Annotated in this window: 20 protein-coding genes; 5 read left to right on the top strand and 15 right to left on the bottom strand. The window is 67.1% G+C overall.

The genetic code is table 11. From position 1 onward, the window contains the following. Positions 1–13: 13 nt before the first annotated feature. The 12 genes from DIE06_RS23095 to DIE06_RS23040 all read right to left on the bottom strand — a co-directional run bounded on the left by DIE06_RS23095 (position 14) and on the right by DIE06_RS23040 (position 10,746). Positions 14–1,381, bottom strand: coding sequence for a CpaF family protein (locus DIE06_RS23095; protein ID WP_124663331.1), 1,368 nt, complete (start codon positions 1,379–1,381; stop codon positions 14–16). A 19-nt stretch (positions 1,382–1,400) separates the two neighbouring features. Then, the gene (locus tag DIE06_RS23090) at positions 1,401–2,609 is read right to left on the bottom strand and encodes an AAA family ATPase (protein ID WP_124663330.1); all 1,209 of its coding nucleotides are present in this window, start codon (positions 2,607–2,609) and stop codon (positions 1,401–1,403) included. A 21-nt stretch (positions 2,610–2,630) separates the two neighbouring features. After that, entirely contained in the window at positions 2,631–3,074 is a 444-nt protein-coding gene (locus DIE06_RS23085) for a TadE/TadG family type IV pilus assembly protein (RefSeq protein ID WP_124663329.1), read from the bottom strand. After that, on the bottom strand, positions 3,071–3,604 hold the full coding sequence (locus DIE06_RS23080) for a TadE/TadG family type IV pilus assembly protein (RefSeq protein ID WP_124663328.1): 534 nt from the start codon (positions 3,602–3,604) through the stop codon (positions 3,071–3,073). The genes DIE06_RS23085 and DIE06_RS23080 overlap by 4 nt, the downstream gene beginning before the upstream one ends. 13 nt (positions 3,605–3,617) lie before the next feature. Next, positions 3,618–4,889, bottom strand: coding sequence for a pilus assembly protein TadG-related protein (locus DIE06_RS23075; protein ID WP_124663327.1), 1,272 nt, complete (start codon positions 4,887–4,889; stop codon positions 3,618–3,620). A 25-nt stretch (positions 4,890–4,914) separates the two neighbouring features. Further along, positions 4,915–5,211: a hypothetical protein gene (locus DIE06_RS23070; protein ID WP_124663326.1), complete on the bottom strand. Its 297-nt coding sequence runs from the start codon at positions 5,209–5,211 to the stop codon at positions 4,915–4,917. A gap of 20 nt (positions 5,212–5,231) precedes the next feature. Beyond that, complete coding sequence (locus DIE06_RS23065; protein ID WP_124663325.1) at positions 5,232–7,193, bottom strand: type II and III secretion system protein family protein; 1,962 nt, start codon at positions 7,191–7,193, stop codon at positions 5,232–5,234. Between the two features lie 115 nt (positions 7,194–7,308). Then, a complete protein-coding gene (cpaB, locus tag DIE06_RS23060) occupies positions 7,309–8,151 on the bottom strand; it encodes a Flp pilus assembly protein CpaB (RefSeq protein ID WP_124663324.1) in 843 nt (280 codons plus the stop codon). A gap of 35 nt (positions 8,152–8,186) precedes the next feature. After that, positions 8,187–9,587: an ATP-binding protein gene (locus tag DIE06_RS23055; RefSeq protein ID WP_124663323.1), complete on the bottom strand. Its 1,401-nt coding sequence runs from the start codon at positions 9,585–9,587 to the stop codon at positions 8,187–8,189. A 31-nt stretch (positions 9,588–9,618) separates the two neighbouring features. After that, positions 9,619–10,158: a prepilin peptidase gene (locus tag DIE06_RS23050; protein ID WP_124663322.1), complete on the bottom strand. Its 540-nt coding sequence runs from the start codon at positions 10,156–10,158 to the stop codon at positions 9,619–9,621. A 31-nt stretch (positions 10,159–10,189) separates the two neighbouring features. Further along, positions 10,190–10,396 (bottom strand): Flp family type IVb pilin, encoded by a 207-nt coding sequence (locus DIE06_RS23045; RefSeq protein WP_124663321.1) that lies wholly within the window; start codon positions 10,394–10,396, stop codon positions 10,190–10,192. 167 nt (positions 10,397–10,563) lie between these two features. Next, positions 10,564–10,746, bottom strand: a complete 183-nt coding sequence (locus DIE06_RS23040) for a Flp family type IVb pilin (RefSeq protein ID WP_124663320.1) — start codon at positions 10,744–10,746, stop codon at positions 10,564–10,566. 272 nt (positions 10,747–11,018) lie between these two features. Between DIE06_RS23040 and DIE06_RS38400 the strand changes: the two genes are divergently transcribed. Genes DIE06_RS38400 through DIE06_RS23020 form a run of 5 tightly spaced genes read left to right on the top strand, consistent with a single transcriptional unit; the run spans position 11,019 to position 15,882 of the window. Beyond that, positions 11,019–11,843, top strand: a complete 825-nt coding sequence (locus DIE06_RS38400) for a hypothetical protein (RefSeq protein ID WP_185733453.1) — start codon at positions 11,019–11,021, stop codon at positions 11,841–11,843. Beyond that, positions 11,786–13,024 carry a glycosyltransferase family 87 protein gene (locus DIE06_RS23035; RefSeq protein WP_124663319.1) on the top strand — a complete coding sequence of 413 codons (1,239 nt, stop codon included), beginning with the start codon at positions 11,786–11,788 and terminating at the stop codon, positions 13,022–13,024. Before DIE06_RS38400 ends, DIE06_RS23035 begins: the two co-directional genes overlap by 58 nt. Continuing rightward, complete coding sequence (locus tag DIE06_RS23030; protein WP_124663318.1) at positions 13,021–14,400, top strand: glycosyltransferase family 87 protein; 1,380 nt, start codon at positions 13,021–13,023, stop codon at positions 14,398–14,400. Before DIE06_RS23035 ends, DIE06_RS23030 begins: the two co-directional genes overlap by 4 nt. Positions 14,401–14,424: 24 nt before the next feature. Continuing rightward, on the top strand, positions 14,425–15,483 hold the full coding sequence (locus tag DIE06_RS23025) for a glycosyltransferase family 2 protein (protein ID WP_124663317.1): 1,059 nt from the start codon (positions 14,425–14,427) through the stop codon (positions 15,481–15,483). A gap of 15 nt (positions 15,484–15,498) precedes the next feature. Then, a complete protein-coding gene (locus tag DIE06_RS23020; RefSeq protein ID WP_124663316.1) occupies positions 15,499–15,882 on the top strand; it encodes a GtrA family protein in 384 nt (127 codons plus the stop codon). A gap of 168 nt (positions 15,883–16,050) precedes the next feature. Here DIE06_RS23020 and DIE06_RS23015 read toward each other — a convergent pair whose 3' ends face one another. The 3 genes from DIE06_RS23015 to DIE06_RS23005 form a co-directional block, all read right to left on the bottom strand. Next, complete coding sequence (locus tag DIE06_RS23015) at positions 16,051–17,490, bottom strand: MFS transporter (RefSeq protein ID WP_124663315.1); 1,440 nt, start codon at positions 17,488–17,490, stop codon at positions 16,051–16,053. Positions 17,491–17,654: 164 nt separating this feature from the next. Then, the gene (locus DIE06_RS23010) at positions 17,655–18,806 is read right to left on the bottom strand and encodes a CaiB/BaiF CoA-transferase family protein (protein ID WP_124663314.1); all 1,152 of its coding nucleotides are present in this window, start codon (positions 18,804–18,806) and stop codon (positions 17,655–17,657) included. 7 nt (positions 18,807–18,813) lie between these two features. Then, positions 18,814–19,755 (bottom strand): hydroxymethylglutaryl-CoA lyase, encoded by a 942-nt coding sequence (locus tag DIE06_RS23005; RefSeq protein WP_124663313.1) that lies wholly within the window; start codon positions 19,753–19,755, stop codon positions 18,814–18,816. Between the last annotated feature and the right edge of the window lie 46 nt (positions 19,756–19,801).

The raw sequence follows: 19,801 nt of genomic DNA, 5'->3' as shown, positions 1-19,801 counted from the left end.
ACGCCGCGCGTCGTCACTTCGTCTCGTAGCGCTGCGCCGGGTCGTACAGCGAATCCGGCAGGTTGATGCCGAACGCTTGCAGCCTCTCGGCGAACTTCGGCCGCACGCCGGTCGCGCAGAAGTGTCCGCGCACGGTGCCGTCGCGATCCATGCCGGTTCGCTTGAAGGTGAAGATCTCCTGCATGTTGATGATGTCGCCTTCCATCCCGGTCAGCTCCTGGATACTGACGATCTTGCGCTTGCCGTCGGTGAGCCGCGTGGCCTGCACGACCACCGAGATCGCCGACGCGATCTGCTGGCGCATCGTCTTCGGCGGCAGCGTCAGGCCGCCGACGCTGATCATGTTCTCGAGTCGCGTGAGCGCATCGCGCGGCGTGTTCGCGTGGATCGTCGCGAGCGAGCCTTCGTGGCCAGTGTTCATCGCGTTGAGCATGTCGAGCGCTTCCGCGCCGCGCACTTCGCCGAGGATGATCCGGTCCGGCCGCATCCGCAGCGCGTTGCGCACGAGCGTGCGCTGCGTGATCTCGCCCTTGCCCTCGATGTTCGGCGGGCGCGTCTCGAGCCGCAGCACGTGCGGCTGCTGCAGTTGCAGCTCGGCGGCATCCTCGATCGTCACGATCCGCTCCGAGCGCGGAATGAAGCCCGACAGGATGTTGAGCAGCGTCGTCTTGCCGCTGCCCGTACCGCCCGACACCAGCACGTTCACCTTCGCCTGGGCCAGCGAATCGAGCAGTTCCGCCATCGGCGGCGTGAGGCTCTGGTAATTGACGAGGTCGTCCATCTTCAGCGGGTTCACCGCGAAGCGCCGGATCGACATCAGCGGCCCGTCGATCGCCGACGGCGGGATGATCGCGTTCACGCGCGAGCCGTCCGGCAGCCGCGCATCGACCATCGGCGTCGATTCGTCGATGCGGCGCCCGACGCGCGACACGATCTTCTCGATCACCTTCATCAGGTGCGCGTCGTCGTAGAACGTCACATCGGTCAGTTCGAGCTGGCCGCTACGCTCGACATACACCTGCCGATAGGTATTCACGAGGATGTCGGAAATGCCGGGGTCGCGCAGCAGCGCCTCCAGCGGACCGAAGCCGAACATCTCGTCGTACACGTCGACCGCGAGCTGACGCCGTTCGATGTCGTTTGCGGGCGTGCGCTCCTCGTCGAGAATGCGCGAGATCAACGCCGAGATTTCCTGCCGGACCTGTTCCTGCGGCAGGCGTGACAGACGCTCCAGCTCGACGCGTTCGAGCACCGCCAGGTGAATTTCACGGCGCAGCTTCTGGTATGCGTTGCGTACCGACGAATGCGTCGCACCTGCCGGTTCGGTGCTCGCCGCCTGCGGCTGCGTCCGGTACAAGGACATCTGTTCGCGCAATGACATGATGGTTTCCCCGAAAGATTCACATGGACTTGAGCTTCGGCGTGGCCTTGCGGCCGAACAGCCGGGACATCAACGGTTCGCTGCTGGACGCGTCGTGCTTGGTGCGCACGTCCCCTTCGACGATCTGCTTCGCACAGGCCTGCAACGCACGCGTCACCGCGGCGCCGCGTGCGACGCGCGAGGCCGGATGACCCTGGTCGAGCGCTTCGCGCACGGTGTCCGCATCGTCGGGTATCGTGGTGCTGGCGTGCAGGCCGAGCACTTCCTCGAGCGCGGCGCGGGACCGTTCGCTCGCGCGCGTCATCCGGTTCACCACCAGCCGCAACTGGTCGGTCGGGTAGCCGAGCGACACGAGAATCTCCAGCAGCCGGCGGCCCGCGCGCACGTGCGGCATCGCGGGCTGCAGCACGAGCTGGATCTGGTCGCTGCGATCCAGCGCGACCATCGACAGCGGATTGATGCTGACGCCGATGTCGAAGATCACGAAGTCGTAGCGCGGCGCCGCGACGCCGAGGATCCATTCGAGCGCGTCCTCGCGAATCTCGGCGGCCTTGACCGGGTCGCCCGCGCCCGCGAGCACGTGGAACGTCGACGTGACATGCGCGACGCTCGCGTCGAGAAACGCGCCGTCGAGCCGTTCGATCTGCGTGCACAGCTGCGGCAGCGTCGACGGCGGCGTCTCGTCGCTGACGAGGAACGCGGCATCCGCGAACTGCTGGTTCAGATCGACCAGCAGCACACGGCGCTTGTAGCCTTCGGCGATCTCGTACGCAACGTTGCTCGCGGCGAAGCTCGTGCCCGCGCCACCCTTGCACGACATGAACGACACGAAGCGCGTATCGTCGCCGTCGCGCCGGGTGCTTTGCGCGGCGGCGCGTTCGAGCGCACGGGCGAGCGCCGCGGGATCGATCGGCCACTGCAGCACGTCGCGCGCGCCGGCGCGCATCGCGTCCAGCAGCACGTTCGGCGCCGCATCGGCCGTCACCAGGATGCCGGTCAGGCCCGGGTGCAGCCGGCAGATCCGCTCGATCGCCGCCAGCTCGGCTGCATCGGTCGTCGCGCTGTCGATCAGCAGGATATCGAATGAATCGAGCCCGTCGGTGCGATGCTCGATCTGGGACGGCCGTCCATGCGCGCGCGTCACGCGATAGTGTCCGCTGTCCGTGACCAGGCGCGCGATCTGCGTGAGCCGGGCGGTATCGTCTGCAGCTACGAGGATATTGATCATGACTGTGCCTCGTCGGTTCGATTATTGACAGGCGCTGCCGCCCGTCGATGAATTCAGGCTTTCCCGCGACAGCGTCGTGGTGAACGGCGGCATCGTGATCGAGACGTTCGCGATCGGAATCATCGTCCTGACCGTCACGTTGGTGATGCTGACCGTCACGAACGAGCAGGAGCTCACGTCGCAGCCCGACGGCGTGTAGCTCACCGACACGTTCGAGTTCGCCAGGAGCGGCATCAGCGACTTCACCCGCTTCACGACGCCGGCGGCGTTCACGTCGCAGACGATCGCCGTGCGTGCGCCCAGCCGGAGGGCCTCGGTCGCGGTGTTCCAGTAAAACAGCACGCGCCCGAATTCGAAGATGCCGATCAGCAGCATGATCAGGATCGATGCGATCAGCGCGAACTCGACGATCGTCGCGCCACGTTGGACGCGGCGGCGCGACAGCGGAAAGGGGCGCGCGTTCATGACACTTGCCTCATCACGGTGACGATGTTGCCGAAGGTGATCGACGACAACCCCGGATAGGCCGGAATCGGCTGGTACTGGTAGCCCTTCACCTTCACCTCGACGACGTTGATGCTGCCGGTCGCCGTGCCGCTTGCCGCATTGTTGGTCGAGTCGTACGTCGGCAGATTCGCGAACTGCGGCGGGTCGGACGCGTCGGCGCAATCGGGCGAATGCGCGGCGTCGCAGACGACCACCATCGACGTCGTGAGCCCCGGCACCAGCTCGGTGCCGGCGGAGCCGCAGGTCGTGTTGCCGTAGACGACGAGGCACTGCGCCGCCGCGAGCGGATACGCGCTGTCGGTCGGCAGATAGACCGACAGGTAGCGCGCCGCGTCGCGCGTCGCCTTGGTGAGGATCTCGTACTGGTAGATCGCGCGGCCGAACTCGGCCACGCCGGTCGCGAGCACGATCATCGGCATCAGCACGAGCGCGAATTCGACCGCGGCGACACCGCGCATGCGTGACCGGCGAATCGGGAGCCTTTTCATGATCGCGTCTCCTCTATTGAACGAGCATCGGCACCTTGATGCCGGCCGAGCTGCCGCTGCCCGGCAAGCCGTGCGTCGCGCAGGGCGTCGTGCCGGAGGCCGTCGAGCCGAGGTATTCGAGATGTGCCACCACCCCGCCGCTACCCGGGCTGAACGGCAGCGGATCGAGCATCAGCACGCAGTCCCACTGCGTGACGTGCAGCTTGGCGCTTGCCCCGTTCAGCGTCGAGCAGTCGCCCTCGGGGGCAAGCGCGACCCGGCGGTCGCCGCCGAACGTCTGGTAGTTGCTGGCCGTGGCGGTCCCGTTGGTCGAGATGCCGCTGCCGGCGGGCGGTGCACCGTCGCCCTGGTAGGCCTTGAAGCTCGCGCGATCGAGCACGAACTGCGTGTATGCGTCGCCGACGATGCCCGCGGTTCCTGGCGGCCCGTAGTTGGGACCGACGTATGCGTAGCCGGTGAAGTCCGGCTGGCCGCTCGAGCCGTTGGCGCCATTCGTGTAGATGCCGAAGCGGGTATTCCAGGCACGCAGCGACGCCGACTTCAGACCGGTCGACCCGAGGTCGGGCGGCGACGTGATGTTGCAGGAATTGCCGGACAGTTCGCTGGCGATGGTCGGCTCGTTCGTCGAGCCGTCGAGCGCCGCCCAGCCGAAGTTGCCGGGCCCGTAGGTCGACGACGAGCCGGACGGCGACGAGATCCAGTCGCCGACCTTGTACGGCGCGGCGGCCGCCGCCCGGCACACGAACACCGGGATCGCGCAGGTGGTCTGCCCGGCGCCGACCGTCGCGATCGCGCTCGCCCCGACCTGCGCCGCGTTCGCGACCTGCACGCCCGGGATCGTGTTGAGTACCTCGATGAACCAGTGCGCGATGTTGCTCAACCGCGCCGTGCACTTCACGTACTTGATGTTCGCCGGCGTGGCGACCGCCGTCTTCGTCAGGAACGGATTGGTCAGCGAATCGCTGAACGTGACGTTCGAATCCGTCTGCATCTGTACCGCGTTCTTCTGAAAGAACGCGAAGTTCGAGTGGCCGGCGGCGATGCCGTCCGCTTCCGCGACCTGCAGGCTGATGGCCGACGTCAGGTCACGCGCGGCGGACAGCGCGCACGCATCGGCGCTGTTCTGCAGTTCGCTGCGCGTGACGTACAGCTTGCCGAGGTCCAGCGCGAGACCGACGAACCCGATCATCACCGCCAGTGCGAGACCGACGATGATCGCGACGGCACCTCGCTGGCGATGCAGACCGCGACGCGTGAGTTTCGGTTGACGAGCTGCGCTGGACATGGCGTTCTCCCTGAGCTTGCCTGTGTTATTGCGCCGACTTGCCGATCCCGATCACGAAGGCATTGGCTTTCGGCTCGGGCTGCTTGAACGACTTGTCGTAGCTGTCGAGCGCGGACGCGGCGGCGCTGCCGTCGACCCCCGGGCGCGATGCCGCGTGTTCGGCGGCATGCGGATCGATGATCTGGGCTTGCGTGACGGCGCGGACCGAGTCGCCGAAGCGGCTGTCCCACACCGGGGTCGACGACATGCAGCCGGCGAGCGCGAACGCGAGCGGGACGGCGAGCGCCGCGCGGCGTGCGAATACGAGGTAGGCGGATTTCATGAGCTTCCCCTTGGATGGCTTCAACGATCGGTGGACGCGGGTTCCGCATTCGCCCGCGCGATCTGCGCATGGGCGGCGGCCGGCAAGCTGTGCTTCGAACGCGGCTCGGGTTTGGCCGGCGTGGCGGAGCCAGCGGCCGCGAGACGCGCGGCAGCCGCTTCGATGCGCGCGATCCGCGCCGCACTGGCCGCATCGGCCTGCGGCTGCGGCTGCTGTTGCGGCTGCGGCTGGGCGGCAGGCGCCGGCTCGACGCTCACCGCTCCTGCCGCGTCGGCCGCCGCGGCCTTCTCCGGCTGTGCCGGCACCGGCGCCGGTGCATCGGCAGGCTGCGGCGCACGCGGTGCGGGCAGTGCGGCGGCCGGTACGGCCGGCGCAGCCGATTGCGGTGCGGGAGCAGGTGCCGGCGCCTGCGGTGCATCCATCGCGCCGCTCGCCGGTTGCGCGCCCGCCTTGCGGACACCCTTGCGGCCTTCCATGTTGCCGGTCGCATACACGTCGATTTCGTGCGGCTTCGAGAAGCTGTCGGTCGGCAGCGGCACGTCGGCGGTCTGCAGCGGCCTCACCAGGTGCGGCGTGATCACGAAGATCAGCTCGGTGCGGTCCTGCTGGAACGACGTGCTGCGGAACAGCGCGCCGAGCACCGGCACCTCGCCGACCCCGGGGATCGCCTTCAGCGCGCCGCTCGCGTTGTCCTTGATCAGCCCGCCGATCGCGAACGATTCGCCGTCGCTCATCTGGACCGTCGTGGACGCGCGCCGCGTCGTGATCAGCGGCAGGATCGACGTGCCGCCGATGTTGGATGCGCTCAGCGTGACGCCCGTCTGCGACAGTTCCGACACTTCCGGCGCGACCTTCAGGCTGATCCGGCCGTTCCCGAGCACCGTCGGCGTGAACTTCAGCGCGACGCCGAACTCCTCTTCCTGCAGCGTGATCGACGAGACGCCGTTGCTGCCGCTCTGCGGGATCGGGATGAAGATCTTGCCGCCGGCGAGGAACGTCGCCTCCTGCCCGCTGATCGTCACGAGATTCGGCTCCGCGAGGATCTTGACCAGGTTGTCGGTGTTCTGCACATCGGCCGCGATGCTGAATGGCTTGTTGTTCGCCTTGTTGAACACCGCGCCGCTTGCGACGCCCGCGAGCAGGTTGCTGACGAGCGCGCCGCTCCACGAGCCGAAGCCGCCCTGGATGTTGAACGCGCTGCCCATCTGGTTGATCAGCGTCTTCGACACTTCGGCGACCTTCACCTCGAGCATCACCTGCTGCGGCGACGTGACGGCCAGCATGTTCAGCACGCCGCCGCCCTTGCCGCCGCCTTCACTGGCGCTATCGCTGTACGCACGGGCGATCTGCACGGCCTGCTGCGCGGCCTGCGAGTTCGACACGTTGCCTGCCAGCACGATCGTGCCGGCGGCGGTCGACACGTGAATGTCGCGCTCGTTCGGCATCAGCTGCATCAGCGACGCCTGCAGGCCGCCGGCGTCGGCGCCGACCGCCACGTCGATCACGCGGCATGCGCCGCTTTTGCCCTGCACGATCATGTTGGTCGTGCCGACCGTCAGCCCGAGGATGTACAGCGTCTGCGGCGACACCATCGTCGCCTGCGCGACGGCCGGGTTGCCGATGGTCCGGTTGCGGACGGGCTCCGGCATCGGCACCAGCAGCGACTTGCCGAGCGGCACGCTGACGCTGGTCGACTCGCGTATCGCGCCCACGCAGTTCGGCCCGCGCAGCGGCCCTGCCGACGCGGCAGGCGCGGCGGCCACCGCCGGCGCCATGCTGATCGTCATCTGCATCGGCCCCTTGGCGACGGCAGCCGGCGCGGCGGCACCGCCCTTCATCAGCGCGGCCGATTCGGCGCCTTCCTGGGCCAGTGCGCTGTACACGGTCAGCGTTCCGATACAGAGGATCGCGACCATTATCGCGCCCCGTGCGATGCGCGCGCGCACCGGGCGGGTACCTGAATGTTGCGGATTGATCTTCATTTCGTCTGATCCCCCGAGTGACCGGCGAGATGCCGGTTGTCGACTTTCAAGGCCGCCGTGCCCTGACGGCGGCCGATCTGATTAATCTGTTTATCTGGATGTGTGTTCTACGGTTTCAGAAACATTCGACGCTGCCCCGCACCCCGGTCAGCACGCCGACGCAATCGCGGCGCGCTTCCGGTGCCGCGTGCGACGCGACGTGCACGCGCACGGTCTTCACGCGTACGGGTGCGGGTGCCGGCGCGTCCGGTACCGGCGCCTTGCCGAGCAGCGTGAGCTTGGTCGCGCCGTCGGTGGTCAGCGTCTTCTGGTCGACCTGGTTGCGCAGCACGAGCGACAGCGTGCCGACGCTGCGCGCGAGGTCGAGGCGTTCGGCCTGGTCGGGCGTGACTTCGAGCGTCACCGCGTTGACGACCTTCGGTGCGGTGTCGTCGCGGCTGACCTGCTGCGCGACAGCCAGCACGAGGATGTGCTCGAGCACGATCTTGGAGATGCTCTGTCCGTCGGTCTTGCCCTGCTGTTCCTGCGTGTTGACGATCACGTCGACGTAGTTGCCCGGCAGCGCGAAGCCCGCGACGCCGACCACGTCGTTCACGCGCACGGTGATCGCGCGGCTGCCGTCGGCGATCACCGCGGACAGCCCGCCCTTCGTGCCGACCGGCGCGAGCTTCGACTCGATCACCGGCTCGCCGCGGGCGAGGCTCGTGCGCACGACGCGCCCTTCGAGCTCCTTCGTGTCGGTGAACGCGCCGGTCGGCACGCTGCCCGACGGCCAGCTCACCATGCGGATCTGGTTCGGCCCCAGCGGCTCGCCCAGGTTCAGGTCGGTGGTCGCCACCGCGACCGTCGTGACCGAGCTGCTGGAGGTATTCATCAACCAGCGGGACGCGAACACGACCGCGGCAAGCCCCGCGACCATCGCGACGATCAGCATCATGACTGCGCGACTGTTTTTCATGGCAATGCTCCTCGACGAATCGTGAAAGAAACGGCTCAACCGGTTACGTGCGTGCGCTCGCCGTGCTCGGCCGGCGGCGGATACACACCGTCGCGCTCGGGCGCCGAGCCGAAATAGCTGGCCCATGCGTCGTGCAGCGCGTCGTGCGTCACTTCGGGCGGATCGCCGCGATACCGCGCGCCGGCGGCGACGAGGCGCAGCAGATCCATCGGGAAGCATGCGAGGTATGCCTTGCCGGTCGGCAAATGCAGCCGGTGCAGCAGATAGTCGAATGCGTCCTGCGTCGACACCAGGCCGAGCGACGCGCATGCGGCGTCGAACACCGCGCGGTAGCGGTCGATCGACAGCGCGCCGACGTGAAGCTTGGAGCCGAGCCGGCGCAGGAACGCGTCGTCGGCGAATTGCTCCGGCGCCAGGTTGCTCGAGAACACCGGCCAGACGTCGAACGGCAGCACGAAGCGATTGCCGGAATCGAGCGTCAGGAAATCGACGCCGCGATCGAGCGGCCGCAGCCAGCGGTTGAGCAGGTCGCGCGGCGCGACGCGCTGGCGGCCCAGATCGTCGATGATGTACATGCCCATGTTCGCCTTCATGTGCGGCGGGGCCTGGTAGAAGCCGGCGGCTTCGTCACGGCGCAGGTCGAGCTCGTCGAGCGTCAGCTCGCCGCCGGACATCACGACCGGCCGCTCGCAGAGACGCCAGCGGCGATCGATCGATTGGCCGTCCGTTTGCGACGCCGCGTCGACATGCACGAGCGGGTCGTAGATCTGGATCACTTCGCCGGCCGCGTAGATCGCATACGGTATCGGCACGTGGCCGCCCATCAGCGCGCCGAGCCGTTCCGCGAGGAAGGTCTTGCCGCTGCCGGCCGGGCCGTAGATCAGCAGCGGACGGCCGGAGTTCAGCGCGGCCGCCGCCGAATCGAGGATCGCCGTGTCCATGACGACGCCGTCGAACACCGCCCACACGTCGTTCTGGGCCACGCGCAACTTGCGCACCGAATGGGTGGACAAGCAGTCGAGATACGCGTCGAGCGTCACCGGCGCGGGCCCGCTGTAACTGCTGCGCGCACGCTCTTCGAGCGCGGCCACGCGGCCCGCGTCGGTCAGGCGGAACGTCACGTCGAGGTCCGTCTTGCCGCGATGGGTCAGTTCGACCAGATGCTCGCGCACCAGGAACGCGAAGATGTCGTCGAGTACCGCGAGCGGCAGGCAGTGGCGCTCGATCAGGTCGCCGTAGGACGGGCGGCCGAGCACCAGTGTCGACTTCAGCACGAGCCCTGCGACGAACGCCTGGCTCAGTCCGGTTTCCTCGAGCGAGCGCGGCGCCGCCGGCAGTTGGGCGCCCGGCTTCGCGTGCGCCTCCCGCGTCGGCGACGGAAGCGGCAGGTGTGCAACCTGCGCTTCGCGTCTCGGTTCGGTGGGGATCGTGTTCATGTTCGGTCCATCCTCGTTGCAGGTCGGCGCGCTACGCGCACGATACGAACAGCATGCCCAGCGTGCCAGCGGCGATCGCGACGCCATACGGCAACGCACCGACCGACGCGAACGCCACGGGGCCGTCGGTTGCCCCTGCACGCGCGCCGGACGAGCGACGCGCAATCAGCGCGACGACATTCGCCCACATCTGGTGCGTGCGTCCGCGCAGCAGCGCGAAACCGATCGCGCCGATTCCGCCGGCCAGGAAGGCGGCCAGCACGATATAGAAAGTCATCTGTGCGCCGACCCACGCGCCGATCGCGAGCATCAGCTTCACGTCGCCCGCAGCCATCCCGCGCAGCAGATAGAACGGCAGCAGCAGGCCGAAGCCGGTCGCGGCACCGGCAAGCCATGCGAGTGCGCCGGCCTGGACGCCGTGCAGCGCGCACTGGGCAATCAGCGCGCCGCCGAGCCCGACCAGGACGAGCCGGTTCGGGATGCGTCGGCTCGTGATGTCCGTGCTGGCCGCGACGACGACGAGCAGCGTCACGCACAACGGAACCGGAAAAGGCAGCGCGGCAGGCAACATGGCGAACCTCGATTGAACGTAGTGCCCGGGATCACTGACCCAGTGCGGTATTGACCACATCGGTCACGACCGACGCGATCATGTTGTACGCGTCGTCAAGCGAGCCGCCCAGCGTCATCACGCTTGCCAGGACGAGTGTGGCAAACAGCGCCGCGATCAACGCATACTCGATCGACGTCACGCCCTGCTCGTCGCCGATCCATCGCAATACCGATACCGCGCGTTCCCTGGCCCGCATGGCAGCCTCCGATTCGGTCGATCAAGGAGCGGGGGCGGCTCGAGCGCTGCACCGGCCGAGCCATCCGCCGTTCGTTCCATCCGACATCCGTGGGTGTTGCGTCCGGCCCTGCACGCGCGACGGATTGGCGACGAACGGGCCGGACCCACCGTTCGCCGCCCCGTCATTCAGAGCGCTGCCCCGAGGTCGTCTGCAATCAAGTTGAAGACGTCGTTGAGGTCTTTGCCGACCAACGTCAGTGCTGCAACGAGGGTGACTGCAATCAGCGCGGCGATCAGGCCGTATTCGATGGCCGTCACGCCTTGCTCGTCTTGAACGAAACCGCGGACCTTCTGAATGAACGTGGACATGGCTATTCTCCTTTCGCACTACTATGGGATTCCCTTTGTCGGGGATCGACGCAGGGAGCGGGTACTACCGGCACAACAAACGAATTCGGATGAGACGCTCAGCGACGCACACGGCAAGGTACGAGCCTCGCTTGTTGAACGAACGTCGGTGAGCTGATGCGTGCGATATGCATGCGCGCTGCGATCAGGCGAATGGCACGATCGAGCAGAACGGTGAAACGACCGCTCCGGGCATGAATACGGATTGAACGGATGACGCCAACGCGTCGATCGTGTTGCGGGTCTTCTGCACGGCGTGCAAGCCGCGGTGTGCTTTGGTCTTTCATTTTTATTCCCCAATGCTGTCATGTGATTCTTGTCGCGCGGACAATGCCGTCGCCTATTCGCTCGGTCGACGTTTTCTGGCGGCTTTCAAGGCCTGGGCGGCGTATTTCCCCGACGCGCCATGGATCCGTTGCTTTCCGCAGGTGATTGAGCCCGGTTTTGTCAGTCTGTTGCGTCAACCGGTCTTTCATCACGTCGTCGACTGTCGTGCGGACCATCTCGCAAAGAGCAGGCCAGCCTTGAAGAAATCCAGGCGCAGCAAGGGTTCCGGCGATTCGCCCGGATGCCCGGTCCCGGCGCGATGCCCGAAATGTTTCAAGTTTGATATACGCGCGCCGGCCCGCCCGGACGGCCAGCCGGGCGCGGCCGCGCTGCGCAAGGGCTCCAAAAAATTTTGTCGGGACTTTCCCGAATCCGCGAAGTCGTGTATCCGACGCCCATTCCGGACGGTGCCGGTCCGGCCAAAAACCCGGAATGTTTCAACCGAGAAACATCCGTTGCACCGCCCCGGTTTTTTCAGACGCGAAAACCCGGTTTTCAGCCTGATTGCCGCCGATTCGATATCGCTCGATCCAGCCGGTGGTTTGCGTCACGCGATTTTTTCTCCAACAATGCATTCACCGGACAGCGCCGTTGAATGCGATTCGAGCCGGATACACGACAACACAAAAAAGGCTGCGGAACACCAGGCAGCCTTCACTGCAGACGGGGCATCATGTACACGGCCAATCGTGGAGTGCGCTATCGCGCCAAACGCTGTGCTCAATGGCTGACAGCAGACCGAATCGTTCCGTACAGCTGCATCATGCTGCTGCTGTCCGCGGCTTTTCTGGTCACCTGGGCCGTCGTAACGGATGCCTTCACATCGCAGGCGACCGCCCGGCCGGGCGTCGACTTCTCCGTCTTCTGGACCGCATCGCAGCTCGTGCTGCAAGGCCATGCCGCAGCAACCTACGATCCGGTCTTCTTCTCCCATGCCGAGGTAGCGCGATTTGGTGCCTATATGGGTCACCAGTCGCTGCCCTGGCTCTATCCGCCGACGATGCTCCTGTTCGTCGCGCCGATTGCCCTCGTGCCTTTCCTGCCCGCGTTCTTCCTCTTTTTTGCGGGCAGTCTTTTATGCTATGCGTATGCCGTCCTGCGACTGTCGGGACTGCGTGCGCACCTGCCCGTTCCGCGCGCCGCCGCGCTGGTCGTGCTCGCCTACTCGGGCGTATTCTGGTCCATCCTGTATGGGCAGAACAGCGTCCTCACCGCCGGCATCGCCGCACTCGCACTGCATTGCCTCGGCCGACGCCCGATCGTCGCCGGCGTGCTGATCGGGCTGCTCGCGATCAAGCCACAGATGGCGATGGTGTTTCCGTTCGTGCTGATCGCGACGCGCGCATGGCGCACCTTCGCGGCGGCGGCGGTCGCAACCACGCTGTTCGCGGCGGCCGGCATTGCGTTGACCGGCACCGAATCCCTGACCGGCCTGGCGCATGCGATGTCGATCGTGCGCGGCATGCATTTCACCCTGCCTGCCTACTGGTTCGTTTCGCCGTCGCCGTTCGCGGCACTGCGGCTCGCGGGTGCATCGATTCCGGTCGCGCTCGCCGCGCAAGCGGCCGTGGGCCTGCTCGCCCTCGCGGCCGCTGTCCAGGTCTGGCGTCGCACGGCCGACATGCGCCTGCGCGCCGCGGCACTGGCGGTCGCCACGCTGTTGACGACACCCTATCTGTGGCATTACGAACTGGCCTGGCTCGGCATCGCGATCTTCTGCGTGATCGCCCACGGGCTCGACGAAGGCTGGCTGCCGGGCGACCAGATCGTGATCGTGCTCGCGTGGCTGCTGCCGGTATTCGAGGTATTCAACCGGATCTCGAAGCTGCCGCAGATCGGCCCGGTCGTGCTGCTCGCCGTCCTGTTCGTCGTCGTGCGTCGCGCCAACCTTGCACCTCGGAGCGCACCATGAAATCGCCGCTCCCCCTCATGCACGCGGATTCGGCAATGGACGCCCATCCGGAGCTGCCGATCGCCGGCCCGCGCCGTTTCCCGCATTGGCTCAATCGTGATCGGGTGCGCCTCTATGCGGCAGCGGTATTGTTTGCCGAACTGCTGTTCATGTTCGTGTATCTCGCGCGCGTACATTGGTCGCAAACATCCCTGCCAGAACCCCTGGCACAGGATGTCGCGCCGATCTGGAGCGCCGCGTGGCTCGCCGCGCACGGCCTCGGGATCCACGCGTGGAACCTGCCGTCGCTGTTCGAGGTCGAGAAGATCGCGCTCCCGCTGATGAACGCCGCGAACGGCTCGCTGCCGTGGCTCTACCCGCCCACGATGCTGATGTTCGTGCTGCCGCTCGGCTGGCTGCCGTACATGTTCGCGCTGGTGCTGTGGCTGGGCGCCACCTACGCGCTGTTCGTGACGACGATCCGTGCAACCGTACAGCGCGAGGGCGCGCTGATCTGCGCGCTCGCGTTCCCCGGCGCGTTTCTCGCGGTGATCGTCGGGCAGACGAGCCTGCTGACCGCGACGCTCGCAGGCGTCGGGCTGCTGACCCTGAATCGACGTCCCGTCATCGCCGGCATCTGCTTCGGGATGCTGACGATGAAGCCGCAGATGGCGGTACTGTTTCCGCTCGCGCTGCTGTGCGCCGGACAATGGCGTGCGCTGGCCGCATGGGTCGCGACGATCGCCGGCGGCTTCGTGCTGTCGACGCTGATGTTCGGCTTCGACGCCTGGGTCGCATTCGCGCACGGCTTGCACGCCGCCTACCAGATCGTCGGCGCCGGCCACGCGCGGCTCACGCGCATGCCGACCGTGTTCGTGCTCGCCACCAGTCTCGGCTGGCCCCATTCCGTCGCGCTCGGCCTGCAACTGCTGTCGGCCGCGAGCGCCGCGTTCACCGTCATGTACGCGTGGCGCGGTGCATGTTCGTATGCGCTGCGCGCCGCGACGCTCGCGTGCGCGTCCCTGGTCGTCGGCCCCTATCTGTACGACTACGACCTGACCTGGTACGGACTCGTGATCGCGTGGTACGCACGCTATGCGTGGACGCACGGCTGGCGGCGCTTCGACCGTGAATGGCTGCTGCTGATGTGGGTGATGCCGCTCGCCGGCCTGCTGGTCGTGCCGCACCTGTCGTTCCAGTTCATGCCGCTCGTCACGCTCGCATCGCTGGCGCTGCTCGTCGCCCGGATTGCACAGGAACGACACGACGCGCCGTCGATGCCCGACGCACGCGACCATTCGACCGAGACCGGCTTCACGCATCCGGTCCGATCGCACCACCGCCCGGCGCACGGACTGCGCCGCATCGGCCGCGCGAGCTTCCGCGCCGATCGCTGACACGTGATTACAGGGGAAACCATCATGCGCGAACCACTCTACACACCGCTCGTCTCGCTGGTCGTACCGTTCTACAACGAAGGCGAAGCCGTCGAACGCTTCTTCGACGTGGTCATTCCGCTGATGGCCGGCCTCGAGACGGTCCGCTTCGAGATCGTCTGCGTCAACGACGGCAGCCGCGACGACACGCTCGAACGCCTGATCCGGATCAGCATGAGCGATCGCCGCGTGCGCGTCATCGATCTCACCCGCAACTTCGGCAAGGAAGCGGCACTGACGGCCGGCCTCGACGAAGCCGACGGCGACGCCGTGATCCCGCTCGACGCGGACCTGCAGGATCCGCCGAGCCTGATCCCGGTGATGCTCGAGCACTGGCGCGACGGCGCGGAAGTCGTCGCCGCGAAGCGCAGCAACCGCGCATGCGATTCGTTCGCGAAGCGCACCGCCGCCGCGATCTACTACCGCGTGCACAACCTGCTGTCGGACGTGAAGCTGCCGGAGAACGTCGGCGACTTCCGGCTGATGGATCGCAAGGTCGTGAACGCACTGCGCAGCCTGCCCGAGCGGCATCGTTTCATGAAAGGCCTGTTCGCATGGGTCGGCTATCAGACCGTGATCATCGAGTACCAGCGCGAGGCGCGCAGCGCCGGGCACTCGAAGTTCTCCGGCTGGAAGCTGTGGAACTTCGCGCTCGAGGGGATCACGAGCTTCAGCACCGTGCCGCTGCGCAGCTGGACCTACATCGGTCTCGGCATCGCCGCGCTCGCGTTCCTGTACGGCGCGTTCATCATCGGTCGCACGCTGCTGTTCGGCAACCCGGTGCACGGCTACTCGTCGCTGCTGTCCGCCGTGCTGTTCATCGGCGGCATCGAGCTCATCGGCATCGGCGTGGTGGGCGAGTACATCGGGCGCATCTACGACGAATCGAAGCAACGCCCGGTCTATCTGATTCGCCGCCGCTACCAGGCGCACGGCAAGGTGATCGAGCTGCCGGTCGCGCGCGATGCGCGCCGCGCGGCCGCACGCCGCCGCTTGCAACCGGCCCGCGTCCAGCCGGCCCGCGTGCGGGTCGGCGAGCGCTGACCGGCGGAGGCGGCGATGTTCGAACTGCTCTATGCCGAGCGCGTGCGGCTGGCGCGCTTCGGCCTGTCCGGACTTTGCTCGACCGCGCTGCATGTGCTGATCGCGTCCGCGATGTACGCGCTGATCGACGCGACGCAGGTGATCGCGAACGCCACCGCGTTCGTTTGCGCGACGGCGTTCTCGTATCTCGCGAATACGCTGTGGAGTTTCTCGTCGACGGTGCAGTCGCGCAACCTGCTGCGCTACCTGACCGTCGCGGCGGCCGGCTTCGTCGAAACCATGCTGCTCGCGCGCGCCGCCGAACTGCTCGACGTGCCGCGCGGCTGGGCCATCGTCGCGATCGCGCTGCTGATCCCGCCGACGATGTTCGTGTTGCACCGGTCGTGGACGTATCGGTGAAGCGGTGCTGTGCCATCGCGTGGCCGGTACGGCAGCGTTCTGGCGGTGGCACCCTGCACGCAATCGCCGTCACGGAACGGCTGCGCGACGCGATACGGTAGCGGACAGGCGTCATGGCATCGCTGCCGGACCGCACGTACACGGATCGCCGCCCGACGCAACGGCACGTCAACGGTTGAGTTCCTCGAGTCGCAAGCCGTTGGTCCTCGGCCCGAAGAAACCGATCGATACCGCGACCGCCAGCATGCACGCGGTGATGCCGGCAAATACCCCGGGCAACCCGAAATCCCGGAGCAGGAACGCGATCGAAAAACCCGACATCATCGCGCCGACCCGGCTGGCCGAGTACACGATGCCGTTGGCCCGGCACCGCACCGCCGTCGGAAACAGCTCCGCCTGGTACGCGTGGTAGCAGACCGAGATGATCTGGCCGGCGAAGCTGATCAGTACGCCGAGCAGGATGAGCGGCACCACCGCCTTGACCTGCGCGAACGCCGTCCCGCACACGATCACGACGAGCGCGGCGCCGACGATCAGGTACTTGCGCTGGATCCTGTCGGCGACGGCCATCGCCAGCAGCGGCCCGACCGGCAACGCGAACGCGATGATGAACGAATACAGCAGGCTCTTCGTGACCGTGATGCCCTGGCTGATCAACAGCGTCGGCACCCAGTTCGCAAAACCGTAATAGCCGATCGCCTGACAGAAGTTGAAGACGACCAGCATCGCCAGGCGCGATCGATACGGCGGCTGCCACAACGCCGCGAGCGATGCGCGTCGATGCCGCGGCTGCTCGACGGCCGGCGACGGCGGCGGCAGCGGGTGCCCCGCCTGACGTTCGACGATCGCCTCGATGTTCCGCACGATCGCGTCGCTCTTGTCGACCTGCCCGTGCGTCGCGAGCCAGCGCGGACTCTCAGGCACGCCGCGCCGGATGAACCACACCAGCAGCGCGCCGAGCGCGCCCGCGAGCACCACGACGCGCCATCCGTCGATACCGAATACCGTGGTCGGCACGAGCCAGTACGACAGGATCGCGGCGACCGGCGCCGCCGCGAACATCACGCTCTGGTTGAACGCCATCGCGCGGCCGCGCATCTGCTGCGGGACGAGCTCCGTCACGTAGCTGTCGATCGTGATGATCTCGACCCCGACGCCGATCCCGGTGATGAAGCGCCAGAGGATCATGCCTTCGGCGGTCGTCTGGCATGCCATGATCACCGACCCGATCGAATACCAGAGCAGCGATACCGTGAACACCGCGCGCCGTCCGTAGCGATCGGGCATCCAGCCCAGCCCGAACGTCCCGACGAACAGGCCCGCAAACGTCGCGGCGATGAAGCCGGCGATCCCGGTGAAGCCGAAGAACGCGTGCGTGGTCGTTTGCAGCACCCCGCTCTTCGCCATGCCCGGTGCGATATAGCCGGTGAAGATCAGGTCGTAGACCTCGAAAAAACCGCCCAGCGAAATCAGCAGCACCAGCATCCACAGATGGCGGGTAATGGGCAGGCGATCCATGCGCGCGGCGATCGTGGCGCCCGGCGTGACGCCGACATCGATGAAGGGCGAATCGTGCGGACGGGAATCCGCGGTGACGGTGGGTTGCATGCATGTCTCCTGAATACGGCGAATGTCGGCGGCCTTGTTGTTGGATCGTGGTCCGCCTGCCGGTGTTGCACGCCGCGCACGTCATGCACGGCGCGCGGTTCTCGTCGGTTGGTTGTTTGCTCCAGCACCTCGACCAACCGGATCGCGGCCGAGGCGCTGGCGGGTCATGCGGCCGCGCGGCCGGTCAGCCGTGAAAGAATCTCGTGCGTGTGTTCGCCGACCCGGGCGAGCGCCTGCCGGACTCCCGGCCGGCGACCGCCCATCGTCAGCGGCAACAGGACGACGTCGGTCGTCGTGCCGTCGTCGGTCTCCATCGGCACGAGGCCGCCGCTGGCCTTGAGATGCGGATCGTCGAGCAGCTGCTCCGGGCGCACGATCGGTGCGTACGGAATGCCCGCGGCCTCGAGCTTCGGCATCAGTTCGTCGATGCGGTGGTCCTTCAGGATGCCGCCGAGGACATCGAGCAACGCCGGCCGGACCGCCACCCGCAATGCATTGCTCGCGAAGCGCGGCTCGGCGGGCAGGTCCTGGCGGCCGAGCACGTCGCACAGCGTGACGAACTGCTTGTCGCTGACCGCGCCGATGAACAGCTGTTCGTTGCCGGCAAGCGTGAACACGTCGTACACGCTCCAAGCGGACACGCGCGCGGGCATCGGCGGCGGCGCTTCATGCGTCATCGCATACTGCTGCATGTGCTGCGCGGAGAGGAACACGCAGTTCTCGAAGAGTGCGCTTTGCACTTCCTGGCCGCGTCCCGTGACATCCCGTTCGCGCAACGCGGCGAGCACGCCGATCGCGCCGAACATGCCGCCCATGATGTCGTTGACCGACGTTCCCGCGCGCAACGGCCGGCCCACCGGCCCCGTCATGTACGACAGCCCGCCCATCATCTGCACGACTTCGTCGAGCGCGAGACGCTTCTCGTACGGACCGGGCAGGAAGCCCTTGTGCGACACGTAGACGAGCCGTGGGAATGTCTTCGAAAGCGTGTCGTAGTCCAGACCGAGCTTCGTCATCAGGCCCGGACGGAAATTCTCGAGCATCACGTCGCAGGTGCCGATCAGTTCGACCGCGGCGTCCCTGCCCTCCGGCGTGTTGATGTCGAGCACGACGCTCTTCTTGTTGCGGTTGAAGGTCCGGAAGAAGCCGATGCCGAGGCCCGGCAGCCTGCGCGTCTTGTCGCCGCCGGGCGGCTCGATCTTGATGACCTCCGCGCCGAGATCCGCGAGGATCATCCCGCACGTCGGCCCCATGACCATGTGCGTGAACTCGATCACGCGCACGCCGTCGAGCGGGAGTCTTGCGTTGGTTTCCATGATGTCCTCAGGCGGTGCGCGCAGTCGACGCGCGATGTGTTTTCGGCAAGCCGGCACGCCACAGCGCGCCGTGCAACGTTTCGCCGTCGAGCCAGCGCGCGACCTTGGCGCGCAGCGCCAGCAGCGCCGGCAGGTCGATACCCGTGTCGATGCCCATGTCGGCCAGCATGAACGCGAGGTCTTCGCTCGACGCATTGCCGCTCGCACCCGGCGCATGCGGACACCCGCCGATTCCGGCGAGCGTCGCGTCGAAACGCGCGACGCCGGTTTCCAGCGCGGCATAGACGTTGGCGAGCGCAAGGCCGCGCGTGTCGTGAAAGTGGCCGCAATGGAAGCGGTCGCCGGCAATGCGGCGTGCGCGCTCGAACAGCTCGCGCACGGCCGCCGGCCCCGCGTAGCCGACCGTATCGGCGATGCTGACGCGATCCGCCCCCGCATCGAGCAGCGCCTGCATGCAACGCAGGACCTCGTCCGGTTCGACGCGCCCCTGGATCGTGCAGCCGAACGCCGTGCCGATGCCGCCTTCGATCAGCGTCGCCGACCCGGCGGCATCGCGCTCCGCACGGATGCGCGCGACTTCGGCGACCACTTCGTCGGGCGTCTTGCGCAGGTTCGCGAGGCTGTGTTCCCGGCTCGCGGACAAAGGCACGAGCAGCAGGTCGGCGCCGGTCTCGATGGCGCGCTGCGCACCTTTCAGGTTCGGCACCAGCACCGACACGGTGAGGCCCGGCAGCGTTTTCGCGTAGGCGACGAGTTCGGCCGTATCCGCCAGTTGCGGCAGAAGCCGCGCCGGCACGAAGGAGCCGGCTTCGATCTCGCGCTGGCCGGCCGCGTACGCGTCGGCGATCCATTCGATCTTGCGCGCGGTCGGCAGGATGGCCTGGATGCTCTGCAGGCCGTCACGCAATCCGACCTCGCGAATCACGACATGGGTGGGAAAAGAAGGCATGGCGTTGCTGTCTCCGCAATCTGGGGCCGGTCATGGCGCGCCGGCG

Origin of the sequence: Burkholderia sp. Bp8998, assembly GCF_003854235.1 — a bacterium.
In the GTDB taxonomy this organism is placed as follows: domain Bacteria; phylum Pseudomonadota; class Gammaproteobacteria; order Burkholderiales; family Burkholderiaceae; genus Burkholderia.
The sequence above is the reverse complement of the archived record's forward strand: the minus strand, read 5'-3'. Positions and strand labels throughout refer to the sequence as shown.